This window comes from Mycobacterium bourgelatii, from assembly GCF_010723575.1.
In the GTDB taxonomy this organism is placed as follows: domain Bacteria; phylum Actinomycetota; class Actinomycetes; order Mycobacteriales; family Mycobacteriaceae; genus Mycobacterium; species Mycobacterium bourgelatii.
Genome location: NZ_BLKZ01000001.1, coordinates 3164945 through 3189861 on the forward strand (window position 1 = coordinate 3164945; position 24917 = coordinate 3189861).

At 67.6% G+C, this 24917-nt stretch carries 2 protein-coding genes; both read left to right on the forward strand.

Going from position 1 to position 24917, the window contains the following annotated elements:
- The first annotated feature begins 430 nt into the window (after positions 1 to 430).
- Entirely contained in the window at positions 431 to 9751 is a 9321-nt protein-coding gene (locus G6N68_RS13775) for a PE family protein (protein WP_163713021.1), read from the forward strand.
- Between the two features lie 28 nt (positions 9752 to 9779).
- Positions 9780 to 24824, forward strand: a complete 15045-nt coding sequence (locus tag G6N68_RS30815; protein ID WP_240355461.1) for a PPE domain-containing protein — start codon at positions 9780 to 9782, stop codon at positions 24822 to 24824.
- The last annotated feature ends 93 nt before the right edge of the window (positions 24825 to 24917 follow it).

Here is a 24917-nt window from a genome sequence, read left to right on the forward strand (position 1 = left end):
CCATAACCGGCCTCTGTATATTTACTTTACATCGAGAGTCTCAGTTAATGACCAGTGGTCATTTGTCTTTGGTTTGGATTCAATCGATCATGTCTGCCTTAACTAGCGCGTTCTCGAAAATTTGACACCCCCCATGTGCATACATTGAAACCTCTTGCAACCGAGTCTAATTCGATTCACGTCACGGCCCGTCTTGCTGAAGTGACGCTGGGACGCCAGGAAGTGTCAAGCCAACTGGTGGAGCCGCGTGAACAAGTGTTCGCGCAAACGATGTCGCCTCTCAACCTTATTGCGGAATCTGAATAAGTTATTTTCGTCTACGTAAACATCCGGCCAAAATTGTTGTAGAGTGCCCGTACTCTGTCGACCCGATACGTTCGCCGAGCCGTTATGACGGACGAAAATCGCCCGAGGTAAAGGAAGCAGGCTCATGTCGTATTTGGTCATAGCTCCCGACCTGACAGCTTCGGCGGCCGGAGACCTGACCAGCCTCGGTTCGACGATCAAAGCCGCCAACGCGGCAGCGGCAGCCGCTACGACGCAGCTGCTGCCCGCGGCAGCGGACGAGGTGTCGGCGGCGATCGCGGCATTGTTCGGTGGCCAAGCCAGCGAATATCAGCGGATCTCCGCGCAGGCCATCGCATACCACGAACGGTTCGCCCAGGCCTTGACCGGAGCGGCGGGTTCGTATGCGGCCGCCGAGGCGGACGCCTTCCAGGTGTTGCAACAGAGCGTGCTTGGTGTCGTGAATGCACCTACTCAACTCCTGCTGGGCCGCCCGCTGATCGGCGACGGTGTGAACGGCGCTCCGGGCACGGGGCAGAACGGCGGGGCCGGTGGCTTGTTGTGGGGGAACGGCGGCAACGGTGGATCGGGCGTGGCGGGTACCGCTACGACCCCCGCCGGGCCCGGTGGGGCGGGCGGTGCCGCGGGGCTGTTCGGCAATGGCGGTGCGGGTGGGGCCGGCGGTGTCGGCGCGGCGGGACAAGCCGGTGGCACCGGCGGGGCGGGTGGGGCCGGTGGATGGATCACCGGATTCGGTGGCGCGGGCGGTGTAGGTGGAACCGGCGGCGCCGGCGCGCCCGGCCTCGCCGGTGGTGACGGGGGTGCCGGTGGGGTCGGCGGTAGCAACGGCCTATTCGGCACCGCTGGACCTGGCGGTGCGGGTGGGGTCGGCGGGGCCGGGGGAATTGGGGCGGCTGGCATCAATGGGGGCCAGGGCGTAACGGGCGCCGCGGGCGGCAACGGTGGAGCCGGCGGCGCCGGCGGCGCCAACACCTCGTTGTTCGGACAGGCCGGCGCGGGCGGCGCCGGCGGCGCCGGGGGCATCGGCGGTCAGGGCGGTGACGGCGGTTCGGGTGTCGGTTTGGGTATCGCCGGTGGCCAGGGCGGCACTGGTGGCGTCGGTGGCCAAGGCGGCGCCGGTGGTGCCGGTGGCGCGGGCGGACCGTTGGCGCCGGTGGGCCCGGCGGGCAGTGCAGGCGTCGGCGGCGCTGGCGGCATCGGCGGCACGGGCGGCGCCGGTGACAACGGCGCGGCCGGCATCTTCGGTGTCGACGGCGGCATCGGCGGCACCGGCTTCGCGGGTGGCGCTGGCGGTATGGGCGGCGCTGGCGGGGCCGGCGTCGTCACCGGCGCCGGCGGCCAAGGCGGCCAAGGTGGGACCGGTGGGACGGGCGGCGCCGGGGCGTCCGGCGTTGGTCATGCCGCTGCCGGCGGTCAGGGCGGCAAGGGCGGGGCCGGCGGCCAGGCTGGTCTCGGTGGCGCCGGTAGCACTACTGGGGCAGCGGGCGTCGGCGGGAATGGCGGCACGGGCGGCATAGGCGGCGCAGGTGACGTCGGCAGCGACGCCGCGCCTGGCAACAACATCGGCGGCACCGGCTACGCGGGCGGCCAGGGTGGGACCGGTGGCGCCGGCGGTAACAGCGCGGGCGGTGTCAACGGCAACGGCGGCGCCGGGGGGCAGGGCGGTACCGGCGGCAAGGGCGGGGCCGGCGGATCTGGTCTGGGTCTGGGTGTGGCTGGGGGTCAGGGCGGCACCGGCGGCGCTGGCGGCCAGGCCGGCACCGCCGGACAAGCCGGTACCGGCGGCACGGGTGGCAGTGCTGGGACCGCGGGCGTCGGCGGTACCGGCGGCGTGGGCGGCGTGGGCGGCGCCGGCGACAACGGCGCCGACGCCGCACCCGGCACCAATATCGGCGGCACCGGCTACGCGGGCGGCCAAGGCGGCACCGGTGGCGCGGGCGGCAAGGGCGCCGGCGGCATCAACGGCATCGGCGGCGCAGGTGGTCAAGGCGGGACCGGCGGCAGCGGCGGCACCGGCGGGTCCGGCTTCGGCCTGGGTGTGGCCGGCGGGCAGGGCGGCACCGGCGGTACCGGGGGCCAAGCAGGGGTAGGCGGTCAGGCCGGCACCGGCGGCAGCGGTGGCGCGGCGGGGGCCGCGGGCATCGGCGGCACCGGCGGTCAGGGCGGCACGGGCGGCGCCGGCGACGTCGGCGCCCACGCGAGCGCGGGCACCAACACCGGCGGCACCGGCCACGCGGGTGGCCAGGGCGGCGCTGGTGGCGCCGGGGGAAACAGTGGTCTTGGCGGAACCAACGGCGCCGGCGGTGCGGGCGGTAAGGGCGGTACCGGAGGAACCGGCGGCAACGGTGGCTCCGGCGTCGGCCTAGGGGTGGCCGGTGGTCAGGGCGGCACCGGCGGGGGCCAAGCAGGGGTAGGCGGACAGGCCGGTACCGGAGGCAGTGGTGGTGCCGCGGGGGTCGCGGGCACCGGTGGCACCGGTGGTCAGGGCGGCAACGGCGGCGACAGTGGCGCCAACGGCGCTGTCGCGGCGCCCGGCGGCAAAGGTGCGACCGGATTCGCCGGCGGCGCCGGCGGGCAGGGCGGCGCCGGTGGCAACAGCGGCCTTGGTGGAACCAACGGCAGCGGTGGCGCCGGTGGTAAGGGCGGCGCCGGTGGCCAAGGCGGTAACGGTGGTAGCGGCGTCGGCTTCGGCGTCGATGGCGGCCAAGGTGGCAGCGGGGGTCAGGGCGGCAACGCGGGCGCCGGTGGAAACGCTGGCACTGGGGGCTCCGGCGGGACCACCGGTGTGTTCGGCACGGGCGGCAACGGGGGTCAGGGCGGCAACGGTGGCGACGGCGACACCGGCGCGACGGGGGTAGCCGGAGGACAGGGTGGCACGGGTCGTGCCGGCGGGCAGGGTGGCACCGGGGGCGCTGGGGGTAATAGCGGTGCTGGTGGCACTAGTGGGTCCGGAGGTGCCGGCGGTCACGGCGGCAATGGCGGCACGGGTGGCAGCGGCGCATCCGGGGTCGGCCTGGGCAAATCGGGCGGCGCCGGCGGCACCGGTGGCAGTGGCGGCAACGCCGGCGTGGGCGGTCTAGCTGGCACCGGCGGCAGCGTCGGTGGCAGCGCCGGTGCGGCCGGTGACGGCGGCAATGGTGGCCAAGGCGGCAACGGAGGTGCCGGTGATGTCGGCTCCGCCGGCGTCGTCGGAGGCAAGGGCGGTACCGGCCATGCGGGCGGCGCCGGCGGGCAGGGCGGCGCCGGCGGAAGCAGCGCCGGCGGCAACTTCGGCACCGGCGGCGCCGGCGGCAATGGCGGTGCCGGGGGTAAGGGCGGCGCCGGTGGTTCCGGTGTCGGCTTCAGCGTGGCGGGCGGGGCCGGCGGCGACGGTGGCGTCGGCGGCGCCGCTGGCAAGGGCGGCGTAGACGGCACCAACGGACTTGGCGGCGGCGGCACCGTGACCGCTCAGTCCGGCGCCGGCGGACATGGTGGTCACGGCGGCGACGGCGGCCATGGAGACAAGGGGGCTTCCGGCTTCGCGGGAAGCAAGGGGACCAACGGCTATGCGGGCGGTGCCGGCGGCAACGGCGGCGCTGGCGGCAGCGGCAACGGCGGAACCAACGGCGACGGCGGAAACGCAGGTAGTGGCGGTGCCGGTGGCGCCGGCGGAGCCGGGGGCAATGGCGTCGGCTTTGGTGTGGCCGGGGGTGCTGGCGGCGATGGCGGCGCGGGCGGCAACGCCGGCAACGTCGGCCTGGCCGGGACCGGCGGCACCGGCGGCGTCGCCGGGAATGCGGGGAACGGTGGCGCCGGCGGTGCCGGCGGCAACGGCGGCAACGGTGATGCGGGTGCCAACGGCGCCAACGGCGGCTTCGCCGGCAAGACGGGCTTTGCGGGGGGCGCAGGTGGAAAGGGCGGCGCCGGCGGCAGCACGGTTGCCGGCGGCATAAATGGCGACGGCGGCCAGGGCGGCAGCGGCGGCGCCGGCGGCAGGGGCGGCGACGGCGGTACCGGAGTCGGTTATGGCGCTGATGGCGGCCAGGGCGGTAATGGCGGCGCCGGTGGCAACGCCGGGGCCGGCGGTGCCGCCGGCACAGGCGGCAGCGGCGGCGTCAGTGGCGTCTTCGGCGACGGAGGCGACGGCGGAACCGGTGGGACCGGCGGCGCCGGCGGCATCGGTACCACCGGCAGCGCGGGCAAAGAAGGCGGCATAGGACGGTCGGGCGGCGCCGGCGGTCAGGGCGGCGCCGGCGGTAACAGCGGCGTCGGCGGCACCAACGGCAAGGGCGGCCTGGGCGGTAACGGCGGCACGGGCGGGCAGGGCGGCAATGGCGGTTCCGGCGCCGGCCTAGGCGTCGACGGAGGTGCCGGTGGCCTCGGCGGCGCTGGCGGCGACGCCGGGGCGGGGGGCGCAAGCGGTCAGTTCGGCACCGGCGGAGGCGACGGCGGCTTCGGCGATGGCGGCCGAGGCGGCAAGGGTGGGACCGGCGGCGACGGCGGCATCGGCACCACCGGCAGCCCCGGCAACCAGGGCAACCAAGGCCATGCGGGCGGCGCCGGTGGCCAGGGCGGTCAGGGCGGCAACAGCGGCGGTAGCGGCAAGAACGGCGACGGCGGCACCGGCGGCACCGGCGGCAGGGGCGGCACCGGTGGTGACGGCGGTAACGGCGTGGGCTTCGGCAGCAACGGCGGCCAGGGCGGCACCGGCGGTGCCGGTGGTCACGCAGGAGCTGGCGGGTCGGCTGGGACCGGCGGACAGGGCGGTGAGGTTGGAGTTGCGGGTACCGGTGGTGCCGGAGGCGCCGGCGGCAATGGGGGTAACGGCAGCGTAGGTATTTCAGGCAAGAACGGTGATCCGTTCCAAAACGGTGGGAGCGGGGGGCAGGGCGGTGCCGGCGGGCAAGGCGGTGCGGGCGGGCAAGGCGGCAACAGTTTCGCGGGTGGCACGAGCGGCGACGGCGGCAGCGGTGGCCGAGGCGGTAAGGGTGGGCAAGGCGGCACTGGAGGCGCCGGATCTACCGGTTTTGATGGCGGGACCGGGGGTAACGGCGGTAACGGTGGAGCCGCAGGCGTGGGCGGGGCCGCCGGATCGGGCGGCACTGTCGGCACCCCGAAGACGGGGAACGTCGGGATAGGCGGCGACGGTGGCACCGGTGGCGCGGGTGGCGTCGGCGGGGCCGGCGCCGAAGGGGCCGCTAACCAAGCCGGCGGCGCTGGCGGTCGTGGCGGTGGCGGCGGAACCGGCGGCAAAGGTGGTGACGCTCAGGGCGGATTCAACGGCAACGGCGGCACCGGCGGCAACGGCGGTGCGGGGGGTGCGGGCGGCAATGCTGGCAATGCGACGGCTGGCCAAAATGGCCGAGCCGGCGGCAACGGCGGCGACGGTGGTGCCGCCGGCACTGGTGGCATCGCAGGCTCGGGTGGCACCGGTGGCAGCAACGGCGATAACGGCACCGGCGGCACGGGAGGCAACGGCGGCACCGGCGGGCAGGGCGCCACGATGATCTCCGGCGGAACGACCGGTGGACAAGGTGGTGCAGGCGGCAACGGCGGCGCCAACCTCGGCGGCTTCAGCGGCGGCGCGGGCGGCCGGGGCGGCAACGGCGGCAGCGGCGGTCTCGGCGGCGCCGGTGTCGACGGCGACCTCAACCAAGCTGGCGGCAACGGCGGGACCGGCGGCGCCGGCGGCGTTGGCGGCAGCGGCGGCGGCAGCGAAGCATGGGGGACCAACGGCAGCGGAGGCACAGGTGGCACCGGCGGCGCCGGGGGTCGCGGGGGCGATGCCGGCAACGCCTCCGTGATAGAGGCGTTGAGCGGGGGTAATGGCGGCGTCGGCGGCGTCTCCGGCGTGGGTGGCAATGCAGGCAGTGGCGCCGGGAAGGCTGGATCCGTCGGTAGCAACGGTAACGGCGGTGCTGGCGGGGCTGGCGGGACCGGCGGATTGGGCGACACGCTCAGAGGCATGGACGGCGGTACCGGGGGCAACGGGGGTGCCGGCGGCGCAAACATCGGCGGCGTGGGGGGCTCGGCCGGCACTGGTGGTGCCGGCGGTGCCGGTGGCGGCGGTGGCCGGGGTGGTGATGGCCTTAATGGCATCAATCCCAACGTGGCGGGCCAAGCCGGCGGCAACGGCGGTAAAGGCGGCATGGGTGGCGCCGGAGGGGCCAACTTCGCCATTGATGGCAGGAATGGCAACGGCGGCGTCGGCGGTAACGGCGGCACGGGCGGCGACGGCGGCGACGCCGGCCCCACGGCAGGGGGCAACGGCGCGAGTGGCGGTGCAGGCGGCAACGGCGGCGCCTCCGGCCACGGCGGTGCCGCCGGTAGCGGCTCCGGCGGCGCTGGCGCCAATGGGTTCAACGGCATCGGCGGCACCGGAGGCAATGGCGGGAAGGGCGGCGACGGCGTTGCTGGGGTTGCGAGTGCCAAGAGCAACGGGACAAACGGCGGCGTCGGAGGCGCTGGCGGGAACGGCGGCGAAAATTCCGGGGGCTTCGGCGGGGGTTCGGGCGGCGCGGGCGGCTCCGGAGGCAAGGGCGGCGCGGGCGGCAACGGCGGCAGCGGCGTGGTCAATCAAGCGGCCACCGACGGTGGCAACGGCGGGGCCGGCGGCGCTGGCGGCAACGGCGGCGCTAACGCCGCTGTCAATGGCGTGAACGGCGCGGGGGGCACAGGCGGCAACGGCGGTCATGGCGGCGCCGGCGGTAACGGCGGCGACGGCTCGATACAAGACGGCCTTCCTGGCGGCCGCGGCGGGAACGGTGGCGACTCAGGCGTCGGAGGTCTCGCCGGTGCAGGCGGCGTCGTGTCTAGCGACGGCCTTAACGGCCTCGCCGGCGACGGGGGCAAGGGCGGCAATGGCGGCGTGGGCGACACGCTCAGGGGCAACGCCGGCGGCGCCGGCGGCAGGGGCGGTGACGGCGGCAATAATCTCGGTGACGGCGTCCGCGAAGGCCTCGGTGGCGCGGCCGGTAATGGGGGAGTTGGAGGCACCGGCGGCGCGGGCGGCCCCGGTGCGATTGGCACGACGAAGTCCGGCGAAACCCCTCATGGCGGAACCGGTGGCCAGGGCGGCACCGGTGGCACTGGGGGTAATGCGGGCAACAGCATTGCCAGCGGAGCCAACGGTTTCGGTGGCACCGGCGGTAATGGCGGTGACGGTGCTGTCGGTGGCGATGGCGTCGTTGGCAACGACGGGATCGCAGCTAACGGCGGCGCTGGCGGCAACGGAGGCGACGCTGGGGTCGGTGGTGCCGGCGGCACCGGCGGGCTTCCCGGCACCGGAGGCAACGGGCTCAACGGCATTGGCGGCAACGGCGGGAAGGGCGGCAACGGCGCTACCGGCTTGGCGAGTGCCGCGGGTGGTAAGAGCGGCGGCTTGGGCGGCAACGGCGGCAACGGCGGTAACAACCTCGGTGGCTACGCCGGCGGCACGGCCGGCAACGGCGGTGCCGGCGGCAAAGGCGGCAACGGTGGCGCTGGCCTTGCGGGCGGGATTTACGACCCAGGCGGGCACGGTGGCCAAGGTGGTGTCGGTGGCGCCGGCGGCAACGGCGGTAACAACGGCCTGCTCAGCGGGTCGGCGGGCACCGGTGGCACTGGTGGTACTGGCGGAGATGGCGGTGCCGGCGGACACGGCGCCGTTAATAAGGCGGGCGGCTTGGGCGGCAACGCCGGAGCAGGCGGCTCCGGCGGCTACGGCGGCGACAGCATTGCTGGCGGAACCAACGGCAACGGCGGAACCGGCGGCACCGGCGGCACCGGCGGCCAAGGCGGAAACGGCGGCGCCGGCTCCTTCGTGGACGGATTCGACGGCATCGGCATTGCCGGCGCCAAGGGAGGAAACGGCGGTGACTCCGGCGTCAATGGTCTCGCCGGTCAAGGTGCGGGCGCCGCTGGCAAGAACGGCACCAACGGCGTCGGCGGAAACGGCGGCACTGGCGGTAGCGGTGGCGAAGGCGACACGATCAGGGGCCTCGCCGGCGGCGCCGGTGGTACCGGCGGCGACGGCGGCAATAACGTCGCAGGTTTTGGCGGCAAAGCTGGCAACGGTGGCGCCGGGGGCACCGGTGGTACCGGCGGCTCGGGCGCTCCTGGAGGCACGCCCACCCAAGACCCCGGACCTGGAGGCAATGGGGTCAACGGCGGTCAGGGCGGCACCGGTGGTACTGGCGGCACCGGCGGCAGCAACTTCGCTATCGACGGCACTAACGGCGATGGCGGCGTCGGCGGCAACGGTGGTTCTGGCGGCGCCGGAGGTGCTGGCGGCGACGGCTACCTATTGAAAGTCGAGGGCCAAACCATCACCTATTTCGCCGGTGGTAACGGCGGCGATGGCGGTGCCGGCGGCGCTGCAGGCGTCGGGGGCAACGCCGGCATCGGCGTGGGCGGCACCGGCATCGTCGGCGGCAACGGGACCGGCGGCACGGGCGGCACGGGCGGCGCCGGCGGCAAGGGGGCTGACGCGTTGCACAACGCCACGATCGCCCCCGCTGGCACCGGTGGCGACGGCGGGTCTGGCGGTGCGGGCGGCGCCGGTATCGGCGGCGTCGGCGGCGGCAACGGCGGGACGGGCGGTGCCGGCGGCATGGGCGGGACCGGCGGCGATGCCACGAATCAGACCTCCGGACCGGGCGGGACAGGTGGCATCGGCGGTAAGGGCGGCGACGCGGTAGATGGCGGCAACGGCGGCACCGGGGGCGCCGGAGGAATGGGCGGCACAGGCGGCGCTGGCATCAATGGCAAAGACTTCGGCTCAGCGCCTACCAATGGTGGTACCGGCGGTATGGGCGGAAACGGCGGCGTCGGCGGTAACGCCTCGGGCGGCGGGAACGCGGGCACCGGCGGCAACGGCGGCACCGGCGGCACCGGCGGGGCGGGTGGCTTCGGCGCGTTGGGGCAGGACGGCGCTCACGGCGGTAATGGCGGCGTCGGTGGAGGCTCCGGCGGTGGCGGGCACGCGACGGACGGCGGCAACGGCGGCGCCAGTGGTACCGGCGGAAAGGGCGGCACCGGCGGCGCCGGCGGCGGCAGCAGCACTCGTGATGGCGGTAACGGCGGTAACGGCGGTCTAGGTAACCGCGCCGGTACAGGCGGTACCGCCACAGGCGGTGGCAACGGCGGTGACGGTGGCACCGGGGGCAGCGGCGGAGACGGAGGCGTCGGCGGCAGCGGCTACGCGCGGGGCGGTAACGGTGGCAACGGCGGCCAAGGCAACGAGGGCGGTAACGCCGGCGACGCGATCGGCGGCGGCAGCGGCGGCAACGGCGGCACCGGCGGCAACGGCGGCAACGGCGGCAACGGCGGCAACGGCAACGACGGCGGGAGCGCCGGCGGCAGCGGCGGCGCGGCCGGCTCTGCCAGTACGGGTGGTAACCCCGGCAAGGGAGACCCTGACGGCACCAAGGGTGGTTCCGGCGCTCCCGGAGCTCCGGGCGCCGACGGCATGACCTCCATATTTTGAGATCGGTCGAGGCTAGGGCTATCGCCAGATGAATTTCCTGGTACTACCACCCGAGATCAACTCGCTCCGGATTCTCTCCGGTGCGGGGTCGGCGCCAATGCTCGCGGCCGCGGCGGCCTGGGACGCGCTGGCCACCGAATTAGCCTCTGCAGCAACGTCTTTCGGGTCAGTAACCTCTGGACTGGCTGGCAGTTCGTGGCAGGGCCCGGCCGCGGCGGCAATGACCGCGGCAGCGGTCGAATACGCGGGGTGGCTGGGTACAGCGGGTGCTCAGGCCGAACTGGCGGCCGGCCAGGCTCGGATGGCAGCGGCAGTCTTCGAGGCGACGCTCGCCGCGACGGTGAATCCGGCAATTATTGCGGCAAACCGCGGTCAGCTGCAATCGCTGGTCATCTCAAACCTGTTCGGGCAGAACGTCCATGCGATCGCGGCCACCGAGGCCGCGTATGAGCTGATGTGGGCGCAGGACGTGGCGGCGATGTTCGGCTATCACGGCGGGATGTCGCAGATTGTTTCGGCATTGACACCGTTTACCCAGCCGTTACAGCATCTGGCGGCCCTAGCGGGTAGCGCGAGCCCCGCGAACGCAGCTGTCCCCAGCCCAGGCGCCATCAACCTGGGTGTCGGCAATTTAGGTAGCGGTAACGTCGGTTTGGCCAACCTGGGCGACTTCAATGTCGGCATCGGGAATGCGGGTGCCAACAACGTGGGGTTGGGTAACACCGGCAGTGGCAACATCGGCATCGGACTCACCGGCACCAATCGAATCGGTTTCGGCGACGCCTATCTCGTCCTCAACGGTTCGGGTATCGGCCAATTCGGTTTGGGCGGGCTGAACTCCGGCCAGGGCAATATCGGCCTGTTCAACTCGGGCACCAACAACGTCGGGTTCTTCAACTCCGGATCCGGAAACTTCGGCATCGGGAACTCGGGTCTGGGTAACACCGGCTTGTTCAACGCCGGAAGCTTCAACGTCGGCAACCTCAACCCGGGCTGGTTCAACACCGGCGGCTTCAACTCCGGCAACACCAACACTGGCTGGTTTAACGCCGGCAATATCAACACCGGCGCTTTCAACTTCGGTGACATGAACAATGGATTGTTCAACACCGGCAGTCTGAACAATGGGTTGTTCTACGGGGGAGTGGGCCAAGGCAACCTGCACTTTGCGGTCACCACGCCGGATCTCACGCTGCCGCCCCTACACATCCCGCCGATCGAGGTACCCGGGTTCAGCCTGCCCCCGATCACGCTGCCCTCGTTGACAATTCCCGCTGCGACCACACCCGCTGGCATCACGGTCAGCGGATTCAGCCTGCCGCCAATCACGTTGCCCTCGTTAACCATCCCCGGTGCGACCACACCCGCTGGCATCACGGTCAGCGGATTCGATCTGCCGGCGATTACGGTGCCGTCGTTCACCATTCCGCCGCTTACGATCCCTTCCGGCATCAATATTGGCGCATTCGATCTGCCGCCTATCACGTTGCCGTCGATGTCGACACCGGCACTCATGTCGCCCGCGGGCATCAGCGTGGGCGCGTTCGATTTGCCTCGGTTGAGTATCCCGCCGATCACCATTCCATCGCTGACAATTCCCGCGGGTGTCAACCTGGGCGCCTTTGAGCTGCCACGATTGACGATTCCGTCGATCGATATTCCTTCACTGACGATTCCCGCTGGTATCGCGCTAAATTCATTCGACCTACCCCGACTGAGCATTCCGGCGTTCAGCATTCCGTCGCTTACGATACCCGCCGGGATAAAACTAGGCGCGTTCAGCCTGCCGCAAATTACCATTCCGCCCATACATATCCCCAGCATTTCTACCGGCTCATTTACTACTCCACCACTAAACCTCTCCAATATCTCGGTAACACTGCCGGCGTCGGCGCCCATACCGTTGGTGTTGTTCATCCCCAACAGTGCATTTTGGTTGACGACCGGCATACCGGGAGTCTGGCCTCAGTTCGGTGGCGGGGTTACCACCCCGGGCAGCGGTCCGAACTCCGGCGGGCCTCCCGCGTACCTGATCATCGGGCCCGCCACCATCAGCGGTATAGGTCTGAACGTCCCCCCGCTGACGATCTCGGGGTTCGGCCTTCCCGCCTTGACGACGCCCACCATCACCGTTCCTCCGATTCAGGTCGCGGGCTTCGACTTGCCCCAAATCAGCACGCCGGCTATCACGACACCGCCGATCGCCATCGACCCGATTGGTGCGGCCGGGTTCGCGTTGCCGCAGATCACGACACCTGCGGTCACCACGCCTCCCATCACCATCGACCCAATCGCATTGGGCGGGTTCAGCCTCCCGCAGATCACCACCCCGCCGATCACAACACCGCCGATCACCATCGACGCGATCGGTGCCAACGGCTTCGTCCTTCCGCAGATCACCATCCCGCCGATTACGACGCCGCCGATCACAGTCGGTCCGATCGGGTTGGGTGGGTTCAGCCTGCCCGAGATTGTGACGCCGGCGATCACCACACCACCGTTGGCGATCTCGTCGATCGGACTGGGTGGGTTTACCCTGCCGCAGATCGGCATTCCGGCAATTACAACGCCGCCACTCACCATCCCTGGAATCGGTTTGGGTGCGTTCACCCTGCCGCAGATCGGCATTCCGGCGATCACCACACCGGAATTCACGGTGCCCCCAATTGGATTGGGCACCTTCAATACTCCGCCGTTGGTGGTACCGAGCATCTTCCTGCCGAGCACTACAATCGCCGGCTTTGCCTTGCCCGGGGGTCCAGGCTTCTTCAATACCAGCGGCGCGCCGTCCTCCGGATTCTTCAATGCCGGAGGCGGGGGCAATTCCGGGTTCGCGAACTACGGGACTGGCCTGTCGGGTTGGTACAACTCGAACATTCCGGGGCCGGACGCGCCAACCACCGGCGGTCCGCCTCCCGCTGTTGTCAGCCTGGGCACTGCGGTATCGGGCCTGGTCAGCACCGCATTGTCACCCGCCTCGTTGAGCCAGCTAAGCCTGGGACTGGCCAATTTGGGTGGCGGCAACATCGGCAACGCGAATGTGGGGTCGATGAACTTCGGTGGCGGCAATCTAGGTAACGCCAACGTCGGCTGGGGCAACTGGGGCACCAACAACATCGGCGCCGCCAACCTCGGCGACTTCAACCTCGGCCTGGGCAACGCCGGAAACCACAACCTGGGACTGGCCAACACCGGCAACGCCAACATCGGCTTCGGCCTCACCGGCAGCAACCGCATCGGCTTCGGCGAAACCTACATCGTTCTGGGCCCCAACGGCATCGAGGAATACGGCCTCGGCGCACTGAACTCCGGCAGCGGCAACATCGGCCTGTTCAACTCCGGCACCAACAACGTCGGCATCTTCAACTCCGGAACGGGAAACTTCGGCATCGCCAACTCCGGACAAGCCAACACCGGCCTGTTCAACGCCGGATCCCTCAACACCGGCGCCTTCGACGTCGGCACCGCCAACACCGGAATCCTCAACACCGGCAACTTCAACATGGGCAGCTTCAACCCCGGCTCGTCCAACACCGGCAGCTTCAACAGCGGCAACACCAACACCGGCTACTTCAACACCGGCAACATCAACACCGGACTGTTCAACGCCGGCGACATGAACAACGGCCTGTTCAACACCGGCGACCTCAACAACGGCATCCTGCACAACGGCGTAGGCCAAGGCAACCTGCACTTCGCCCTCACCACACCAGATCTCACCCTGCCACCGCTGGAAATCCCCTCCATCACAGTGCCCGGGTTCACCCTGCCCACCCTGACCCTGCCCTCCCTGACCATCCCAGCCACCACCACCCCCGCCGGCATCACCATCGACGGCTTCGCCCTACCAGCACTGACACTGCCCCCACTGACCATCCCCGCCACCACCACACCCGCCGACATCGCGGTAAGCGGGTTCGGCCTGGGTCCCATTACCACGCCGTCGTTGTCAATTCCGTCACTCACGATCCCCGCCGGTATCAACCTGGGCGCCTTCGATTTGCCGCGGTTGGGCATTCCGTCGATTGAAATTCCGCCGCTGACTATTCCGGCCGGGATCAACCTGGGTGCGTTCGATCTGCCGCGGTTGACGATTCCGTCGCTGCAGATTCCGTCGCTGACCATCCCCGCCGGGATCAACCTGGGCGCGTTCGACCTGCCGCGGTTGACGATTCCGTCGATCGAAATTCCGTCCCTGACGATTCCGGCCGGCATCACCCTGGGGTCGTTCGACCTGCCCCGGCTAACCATCCCACCCATCGCCATCCCACCAATCACCATCCCCGCCGGCACCACCATCGGCGCCTTCAACCTGCCCCAAATCACCATCCCGTCACTGACAATCGGGAATATCACCACCGGTTCGTTTACAACTCCCCACATTAATACCGGGGATTTGAGCATAACTCTACCCAGCATAAAGGTAGAATTCGTAGCATTTCTTCCCTCGAACGTGACTTTCGCATCAACAGGCAATGCTGGTGTATACCCCCAAATTGGAGGGGGGGTCGTCAATCCACAAACAAATCAGGGGCGTCCGGCCGGCGGTCCTCCCGCCTACCTCCAATTGGGCCCGCTGACCATTAGTGGTATCGGCTTGGACCTCCCATCGATGCCGATTGGTGGGTTTGGTCTTCCGGCGTTGACTACTCCTGCGATTACCATTCCGTCGATCGCGGTGCCCGGTTTTGTCTTGCCACAACTCGACATTCCTGCGATTACGACGCCACCGATCACGATCGATCCGATTGGCGCGGTTAGTTTCGCGCTGCCGCAGATCACCACCCCGCCGATCACGACGCCTCCGATCACGATCGACCCGATCAGTGCGGCCGGGTTCAGCCTGCCCCAGATCACCACCCCGCCGATCACCACGCCATCCATCACCATCGACCCGATCGCGCTGGCCGGGTTCAGCCTGCCGCCTATCGCCACCCCGGCGATCACGACGCCGCCGATCACCATCGACCCCATCGGATTGGATGCTTTTGCGCTTCCGGAAATTAGGACGCCCGCTATCACCGTTCCGGCGTTCGCCCTTCCGACGGTCGGGTTGGGTGCGTTCACGTTGCCGCAGATCGGCATCCCGGAGATCACCACCCCGGCATTCACCATCCCCTCGGTCGGATTGGGTGCGTTCACCCTGCCCCAGATCGGCATCCCGGCGATCACCACACCGGAATTCACGGTGCCCCCAATTGGATTGGGCACCTTCAACACTCCGCCGTTGGCGGTACCGAGCATCTTCTTGCCCAGCACCACCATCGCCGGCTTCGCCCTGCCCGGCGGACCGGGCTACCTCAACACCAGCGACACCCCATCCTCGGGCTTCTTCAACTCCGGCCCCGGCGGAAACTCCGGATTCGGCAACTACGGCACCGGACTATCCGGATGGTTCAACACCAACATCACCGGCCTGTTCGGCGGCTCAGGATCCAACAACGCCGGCGGACAATTCTCCGGCTTCGCCAACCTCGGCAACGCCGTCTCGGGCCTGGCCAACATCGCCCTCTCACCGGCAGCACTGACCAGCGGCCTGAGCCTCAACGCCATCAACATCGGCGCCGGCAACCTCGGCACCGGCAACCTCGGCCTCGGCAACTGGGGCACCAACAACATCGGCGCCGCCAACCTCGGCGACTTCAACCTCGGCCTGGGCAACGCCGGAAACCACAACCTGGGACTGGCCAACACCGGCAACGCCAACATCGGCTTCGGCCTCACCGGCGACAACCGCATCGGCTTCGGCGAAACCTACATCGTTCTGGGCCCCAACGGCGTCGAGGAATACGGCCTCGGCGCACTGAACTCCGGCAGCGGCAACATCGGCCTGTTCAACTCCGGCACCAACAACGTCGGCATCTTCAACTCCGGAACGGGAAACTTCGGCATCGCCAACTCCGGACAAGCCAACACCGGCCTGTTCAACGCCGGATCCCTCAACACCGGCGCCTTCGACGTCGGCACCGCCAACACCGGAATCCTCAACACCGGCAACTTCAACATGGGCAGCTTCAACCCCGGCTCGTCCAACACCGGCAGCTTCAACAGCGGCAACACCAACACCGGCTACTTCAACACCGGCAACATCAACACCGGACTGTTCAACGCCGGCGACATGAACAACGGCCTGTTCAACACCGGCGACCTCAACAACGGCATCCTGCACAACGGCGTAGGCCAAGGCAACCTGCACTTCGCCCTCACCACACCAGATCTCACCCTGCCACCGCTGGAAATCCCCTCCATCACAGTGCCCGGGTTCACCCTGCCCACCCTGACCCTGCCCTCCCTGACCATCCCAGCCACCACCACCCCCGCCGGCATCACCATCGACGGCTTCGCCCTACCAGCACTGACACTGCCCCCACTGACCATCCCCGCCACCACCACACCCGCCGGCATCACCATCAACGAATTCGGCTTACCACCACTCACCCTGCCAGCACTGACCATCCCAGCCGGAACCACACCAGCCGGCCTCGGTCTCGGTGCCTTTGATTTGCCCCGGTTGAGCATTCCGTCGATTGAAATTCCGCCGCTGACTATTCCGGCCGGGATCAACCTGGGTGCGTTCGACTTGCCGCGGTTGACGATTCCGTCGCTGCAGATTCCGTCGCTGACCATCCCCGCCGGGATCAACCTGGGCGCGTTTGACCTGCCGCGGTTGACGATTCCGTCGATCGAAATCCCGTCCCTGACGATTCCGGCCGGCATCACCCTGGGGTCATTCGACCTGCCCCGGCTGACCATCCCACCGATCGCCATCCCACCGATCACCATCCCCGCCGGCACCACCATCGGCGCCTTCAACCTGCCCCAAATCACCATCCCGTCACTGACAATCGGGAATATCACCACCGGTTCGTTTACAACTCCCCACATTAATACCGGGGATTTGAGCATAACTCTACCCAGCATAAAGGTAGAATTCGTAGCATTTCTTCCCTCGAACGTGACTTTCGCATCAACAGGCAATGCTGGTGTATACCCCCAAATTGGAGGGGGGGTCGTCAATCCACAAACAAATCAGGGGCGTCCGGCCGGCGGTCCTCCCGCCTACCTCCAATTGGGCCCGCTGACCATTAGTGGTATCGGCTTGGACCTCCCATCGATGCCGATTGGTGGGTTTGGTCTTCCGGCGTTGACTACTCCTGCGATTACCATTCCGTCGATCGCGGTGCCCGGTTTTGCGTTGCCGGAACTCAGCCTTGCTGCGATTACGACGCCGCCGATCACGATCGATCCGATTGGTGCGGCTAGTTTCGCGCTGCCCCAGATCACCACCCCGCCGATCACAACGCCGCCGATCACCATCGACCCGATCGAGCTGGCCGGGTTCAGCCTGCCCCAGATCACCACCCCGCCGATCACCACACCATCAATCACCATCGACCCGATCGCGCTGGCCGGGTTTAGCCTGCCGCCTATCGCCACCCCGGCGATCACGACGCCGCCGATCACCATCGACCCGATCGGGGCGGCCGGGTTCACGCTTCCCCAGATCAGTTACCCCGAGATCACCACTTCAGCGTTGACCATCCCTTCGATCGGGTTGGGTGCGTTCACGTTGCCGCAGATCGGCATCCCGGAGATCACCACCCCGGCATTCACCATCCCCTCGGTCGGATTGGGCGCGTTCACCCTGCCCCAGATCGGCATCCCGGCGATCACCACACCGGAATTCACGGTGCCCCCAATTGGATTGGGCACCTTCAACACTCCGCCGTTGGCGGTACCGAGCATCTTCTTGCCCAGCACCACCATCGCCGGCTTCGCCCTGCCCGGCGGACCGGGCTACCTCAACACCAGCGACACCCCATCCTCGGGCTTCTTCAACTCCGGCCCCGGCGGAAACTCCGGATTCGGCAACTACGGCACCGGACTATCCGGATGGTTCAACACCAACATCACCGGCCTGTTCGGCGGCTCAGGATCCAACAACGCCGGCGGACAATTCTCCGGCTTCGCCAACCTCGGCAACGCCGTCTCGGGCCTGGCCAACATCGCCCTCTCACCGGCAGCACTGACCAGCGGCCTAAGCCTCAACGCCATCAACATCGGCGCCGGCAACCTCGGCACCGGCAACCTCGGCCTCGGCAACTGGGGCACCAACAACATCGGCGCCGCCAACCTCGGCGACTTCAACCTCGGCCTGGGCAACGCCGGAAACCACAACCTGGGACTGGCCAACACCGGCAACGCCAACATCGGCTTCGGCCTCACCGGCGACAACCGCATCGGCTTCGGCGAAACCTACATCGTTTTGGGCCCCAACGGCATCGAGGAATACGGCCTCGGCGCACTGAACTCCGGCAGCGGCAACATCGGCCTGTTCAACTCCGGCACCAACAACGTCGGCATCTTCAACTCCGGAACGGGAAACTTCGGCATCGCCAACTCCGGACAAGCCAACACCGGCCTGTTCAACGCCGGATCCCTCAACACCGGCGCCTTCGACGTCGGCACCGCCAACACCGGAATCCTCAACACCGGCAACTTCAACATGGGCAGCTTCAACCCCGGCTCGTCCAACACCGGCAGCTTCAACAGCGGCAACACCAACACCGGCTACTTCAACACCGGCAACATCAACACCGGACTGTTCAACGCCGGCGACATGAACAACGGCCTGTTCAACACCGGCGACCTCAACAACGGCATCCTGCACAGCGGCGTAGGCCAAGGCAACCTGCACTTCGCCCTCACCACACCAGATCTCACCCTGCCACCGCTGGAAATCCCCTCCATCACAGTGCCCGGGTTCACCCTGCCCACCCTGACCCTGCCCTCCCTGACCATCCCAGCCACCACCACCCCCGCCGGCATCACCATCGACGGCTTCGCCCTACCAGCACTGACACTGCCCCCACTGACCATCCCCGCCACCACCACCCCCGCCGGCATCACCATCAACGAATTCGGCTTACCACCACTCACCCTGCCAGCACTGACCATCCCAGCCGGAACCACACCAGCCGGCCTCGGTCTCGGTGCCTTTGATTTGCCCCGGTTGAGCATTCCGTCGATTGAAATTCCGCCGCTGACTATTCCGGCCGGGATCAACCTGGGTGCGTTCGACTTGCCGCGGTTGACGATTCCGTCGCTGCAGATTCCGTCGCTGACCATCCCCGCCGGGATCAACCTGGGCGCGTTTGACCTGCCGCGGTTGACGATTCCGTCGATCGAAATCCCGTCCCTGACGATTCCGGCCGGCATCACCCTGGGGTCATTCGACCTGCCCCGGCTGACCATCCCACCGATCGCCATCCCACCGATCACCATCCCCGCCGGCACCACCATCGGCGCCTTCAACCTGCCCCAAATCACCATCCCCTCACTGACAATCGGGAATATCACCACCGGCACCTTCACAACACCCGCAATAGGCCCGGGGAACCTGACCGTATCGCTGCCCAAGATTCATGCGGAATTTGTTGCGTTCCTGCCCAATAACTTCTCCTTACTGCAATCGCAGGCCGCCGGCGTATGGCCACAAATCGGCGGTGGAGTCATTAACGGCGACCCTGGGAAGAACACACCTGGCGCCGGCGGTCCTCCCGCCTACCTCGACTTTGGCCCGCTGACCATCAGTGGACTGGGCTTCTATGTCCCACCATTCCCGGTCGGTGGGTTTAGCCTTCCGGCGTTGACTACTCCTGCGATTACCATTCCGTCGATCGCGGTGCCCGGTTTTGCGTTGCCGGAACTCAGCCTTGCTGCGATTACGACGCCGCCGATCACGATCGATCCGATTGGTGCGGCTAGTTTCGCGCTGCCCCAGATCACCACCCCGCCGATCACAACGCCGCCGATCACCATCGACCCGATCGAGCTGGCCGGGTTCAGCCTGCCCCAGATCACCACCCCGCCGATCACCACACCATCAATCACCATCGACCCGATCGCGCTGGCCGGGTTTAGCCTGCCGCCTATCGCCACCCCGGCGATCACGACGCCGCCGATCACCATCGACCCGATCGGGGCGGCCGGGTTCACGCTTCCCCAGATCAGTTACCCCGAGATCACCACTTCAGCGTTGACCATCCCTTCGATCGGGTTGGGTGCGTTCACGTTGCCGCAGATCGGCATCCCGGAGATCACCACCCCGGCATTCACCATCCCCTCGGTCGGATTGGGCGCGTTCACCCTGCCCCAGATCGGCATCCCGGCGATCACCACACCGGAATTCACGGTGCCCCCAATTGGATTGGGCACCTTCAACACTCCGCCGTTGGCGGTACCGAGCATCTTCTTGCCCAGCACCACCATCGCCGGCTTCGCCCTGCCCGGCGGACCGGGCTACCTCAACACCAGCGACACCCCATCCTCGGGCTTCTTCAACTCCGGCCCCGGCGGAAACTCCGGATTCGGCAACTACGGCACCGGACTATCCGGATGGTTCAACACCAACATCACCGGCCTGTTCGGCGGCTCAGGATCCAACAACGCCGGCGGACAATTCTCCGGCTTCGCCAACCTCGGCAACGCCGTCTCGGGCCTGGCCAACATCGCCCTCTCACCGGCAGCACTGACCAGCGGCCTAAGCCTCAACGCCATCAACATCGGCGCCGGCAACCTCGGCACCGGCAACCTCGGCCTCGGCAACTGGGGCACCAACAACATCGGCGCCGCCAACCTCGGCGACTTCAACCTCGGCCTGGGCAACGCCGGAAACCACAACCTGGGACTGGCCAACACCGGCAACGCCAACATCGGCTTCGGCCTCACCGGCGACAACCGCATCGGCTTCGGCGAAACCTACATCGTTCTGGGCCCCAACGGCGTCGAGGAATACGGCCTCGGCGCACTGAACTCCGGCAGCGGCAACATCGGCCTGTTCAACTCCGGCACCAACAACGTCGGCTTTTTCAACTCCGGAACGGGAAACTTCGGCATCGCCAACTCCGGACAAGCCAACACCGGCCTGTTCAACGCCGGATCCCTCAACACCGGCGCCTTCGACGTCGGCACCGCCAACACCGGAATCCTCAACACCGGCAACTTCAACATGGGCAGCTTCAACCCCGGCTCGTCCAACACCGGCAGCTTCAACAGCGGCAACACCAACACCGGCTACTTCAACACCGGCAACATCAACACCGGACTGTTCAACGCCGGCGACATGAACAACGGCCTGTTCAACACCGGCGACCTCAACAACGGCATCCTGCACAGCGGCGTAGGCCAAGGCAACCTGCACTTCGCCCTCACCACACCAGATCTCACCCTGCCACCGCTGGAAATCCCCTCCATCACAGTGCCCGGGTTCACCCTGCCCACCCTGACCCTGCCCTCCCTGACCATCCCAGCCACCACCACCCCCGCCGGCATCACCATCGACGGCTTCGCCCTACCAGCACTGACACTGCCCCCACTGACCATCCCCGCCACCACCACCCCCGCCGGCATCACCATCAACGAATTCGGCTTACCACCACTCACCCTGCCAGCACTGACCATCCCAGCCGGAACCACACCAGCCGGCGTCACGGTTGGTGCGTTCGGATTGCCGCCAATCACGTTGCCGTCCTTGTCGATTCCGGCGTCCACCACACCGGCCGGCATCACCTTGGGTGCGTTCGACTTGCCGCGGTTGACGATTCCGTCGCTGCAGATTCCGTCGCTGACCATCCCCGCCGGGATCAACCTGGGCGCGTTTGACCTGCCGCGGTTGACGATTCCGTCGATCGAAATCCCGTCCCTGACGATTCCGGCCGGCATCACCCTGGGGTCATTCGACCTGCCCCGGCTGACCATCCCACCGATCGCCATCCCACCGATCACCATCCCCGCCGGCACCACCATCGGCGCCTTCAACCTGCCCCAAATCACCATCCCGTCACTGACAATCGGGAATATCACCACCGGTGCCTTTACCACGCCCGCCATAAATATTCCCAGCCTGACTATAACTACGCCCCAAATTTACGCACCATTTGTTGCATTCCTCCCGAACAACATTCCGAATTTGCAAACAGGTGTGCCGCACTACCCGCAAATCGGTGGGGGAGTCATCAGTAGCACCGCCCCAGCCGGCGATCACGGTGCGCCGAACTCTGGCGGTCCCGACGCCTTCATCCAATTGCGTCCGATGACGATTAGTGGCCTCGGTGTCAGTATCGCGCCCTTCACGATTGGTGGGTTCAGCCTCCCGGGGCTCACCACCCCCGCCATCACCCTTCCCTCCATCGGCGTCGCCGGGTTTGCACTGCCCCAGATCACCACGCCGGCGATCACGACGCCGCCGATCACCATCGACCCGATCGGGTTGGCCGGGTTCAGCCTGCCCCAGATCACCACCCCGCCGATCACAACACCGTCAATCACCATTGACCCGATCGAGCTGGCCGGGTTCAGCCTGCCCCAGATCACCACCCCGCCGATCACGACACCATCAATCCCCATCGACCCGATCGGCGCGGCCGGGTTCAGCCTGCCGCAAGTCAGCGTCCCCGCAATCACGACGCCGCCGCTGACCATCCCCTCGATTGAGGTGGGTGGGTTCACGCTGCCCCAGATCAGTTACCCCGAGATCACCACTTCAGCGTTGACCATCCCTTCGATCGGGTTGGGTGCGTTCACGTTGCCGCAGATCGGCATCCCGGAGATCACCACCCCGGCATTCACCATCCCCTCGGTCGGATTGGGTGCGTTCACCCTGCCCCAGATCGGCATCCCGGCGATCACCACACCGGAATTCACGGTGCCCCCAATTGGATTGGGCACCTTCAACACTCCGCCGTTGGCGGTACCGAGCATCTTCTTGCCCAGCACCACCATCGCCGGCTTCGCCCTGCCCGGCGGACCGGGCTACCTCAACACCAGCGACACCCCATCCTCGGGCTTCTTCAACTCCGGCCCCGGCGGAAACTCCGGATTCGGCAACTACGGCACCGGACTATCCGGATGGTTCAACACCAACATCACCGGCCTGTTCGGCGGCTCAGGATCCAACAACGCCGGCGGACAATTCTCCGGCTTCGCCAACCTCGGCAACGCCGTCTCGGGCCTGGCCAACATCGCCCTCTCACCGGCAGCACTGACCAGCGGCCTGAGCCTCAACGCCATCAACATCGGCGCCGGCAACCTCGGCACCGGCAACCTCGGCCTCGGCAACTGGGGCACCAACAACGTCGGCGCCGCCAACCTCGGCGACTTCAACCTCGGGTTCGCCAATACCGGCAATGGCAATATCGGTTTCGGCCTGACCGGCGACAACCGCATCGGCTTCGGCGAGTCCTACATCGTTCTCGGCCCCAGTGGTATCGAGGAATTCGGCCTCGGCGCACTGAACTCCGGCAGCGGCAACATCGGCCTGTTCAACTCCGGCACCAACAACGTCGGCATCTTCAACTCCGGTTCCGGAAATTTCGGCATCGCCAACTCCGGACAAGCCAACACCGGTCTGTTCGATGTCGGAATAGGCAACACCGGGATCCTCAACACCGGCAGCGTGTTCAGCCAAGGCAGCCTGCACATTGCGATCATCACCCCGGATCTGACGCTGCCGCCGTTACACATCCCCGCAATCACGGTGCCTGAGTTCGCCCTTGGTCCAATCACCCTGCCGGGGCTGACGATTCCGGCCGCGACGACACCCGCGGATATCACCGTGGGCGGGTTCGGCCTTGGGCCGATCACGTTGCCGGGGTTGACGATTCCGGCGGCAACGACACCCGCGGGCATTACGGTAGGCGAGTTCGGCCTGGGCGCGATCACGGTGTCGGGGTTGACGATTCCGGCGGCGACCACGCCGGCGGGCATCACGGTTGGTGCGTTCGGCCTCCCACCGATCACGTTGCCAGCACTATCGATTCCAGCCACGACCACGCCGGCCGGCATCACCGTGGGCGCGTTCGACCTGCCGCGGCTCAGCACTCCACCGATCGCCATTCCGTCGCTGAGCATTCCCGCCGGTACCACCCTGGGTTCATTCGAACTGCCGCGACTGAGCATCCCGCCGATCGAAATTGCGTCGCTGACAATCCCCGGCGGAATCACGCTAGATTCGTTTGAGTTGCCGCGGCTGACCATCCCGCCGATCGGGATTCCGTCGCTGACGATCCCCCCAGGTACCACGCTGGGTGGTTTCCACTTGCCCCAGCTGACCATTCCGTCACTGACGATCGGAAATATATCTACCGGCGCGTTTGCGACACCCCCAATAAGCATTGGCAATGTCACAGTGACGCTGCCTCAGATTTACTCGCCGGACCTCATCATTCGTATTCCCAATAACCTCGTTAATTTCCAAACGACCATTATCGGCCTATACCCCCAAATCGGCGGGGGCTACCAACAAGACTCCGCCACCGGCGGACCTCCCGCGTACGCACTTGTCGGCCCCGGCACCATCGCCGGCATCGGCGTGAACATCCCATCTTTCACCGTCAATGGGTTCAGCCTCCCCGGTTTGACCACTCCCGCCGTCACCATCCCCGCCATCGGCGCCGCGGGCTTTACCCTTCCCGAGATCACCACGCCGGCGATCACCACGCCGCCGATCACAATCGACCCGATCGCCCTGAGCGGCTTTACTCTTCCGCAGATCAGCACCCCGCCGATCACCACGCCGCCGATCACGATCGATCCAATCGGCGCGAGCGGCGTCACCCTTCCGGCGATCAGCACGCCGCCGATCACGATTCCGCCATTCACGATCGACCCGATCGGATTCGGCGGGTTTGCCCTTCCGCAGATCAACATCCCAGGAACCACGTCGTCGCCGTTCACCCTTCCGTCGATCGGGTTCGGTGGGTTCACCCTCCCGCAGATCACCACCCCGGCCATCACTACGCCGTCCTTCACGATGCCCTCAATCGGACTGGGGAGCTTCGGCCTTCCGCAGATCGGCATCCCGCCCATCACTACGCCATCGCTTACCATCCCGCCGATCGAACTGGGGAGCTTCACCCTTCCGCAGATCGGCGTCCCAGCGATCACCACTCCACCGTTTACGATCCCCGCGGTCGGGGTGGGCGGCTTCACCACACCCGCGCTGACCATCCCCAGCATCTACCTGCCGAGCACCAAGATCGCCGAATTCGACATCCCACTGTGGCCCTGGTGACAGCGCGCCCGTGCTAGCGCCCGCGCTATTAAATTCCGCAATAGCCTGGTAACCCGCTCACGGTACGCATGTGACTCCTGTGGTTGTTGACGC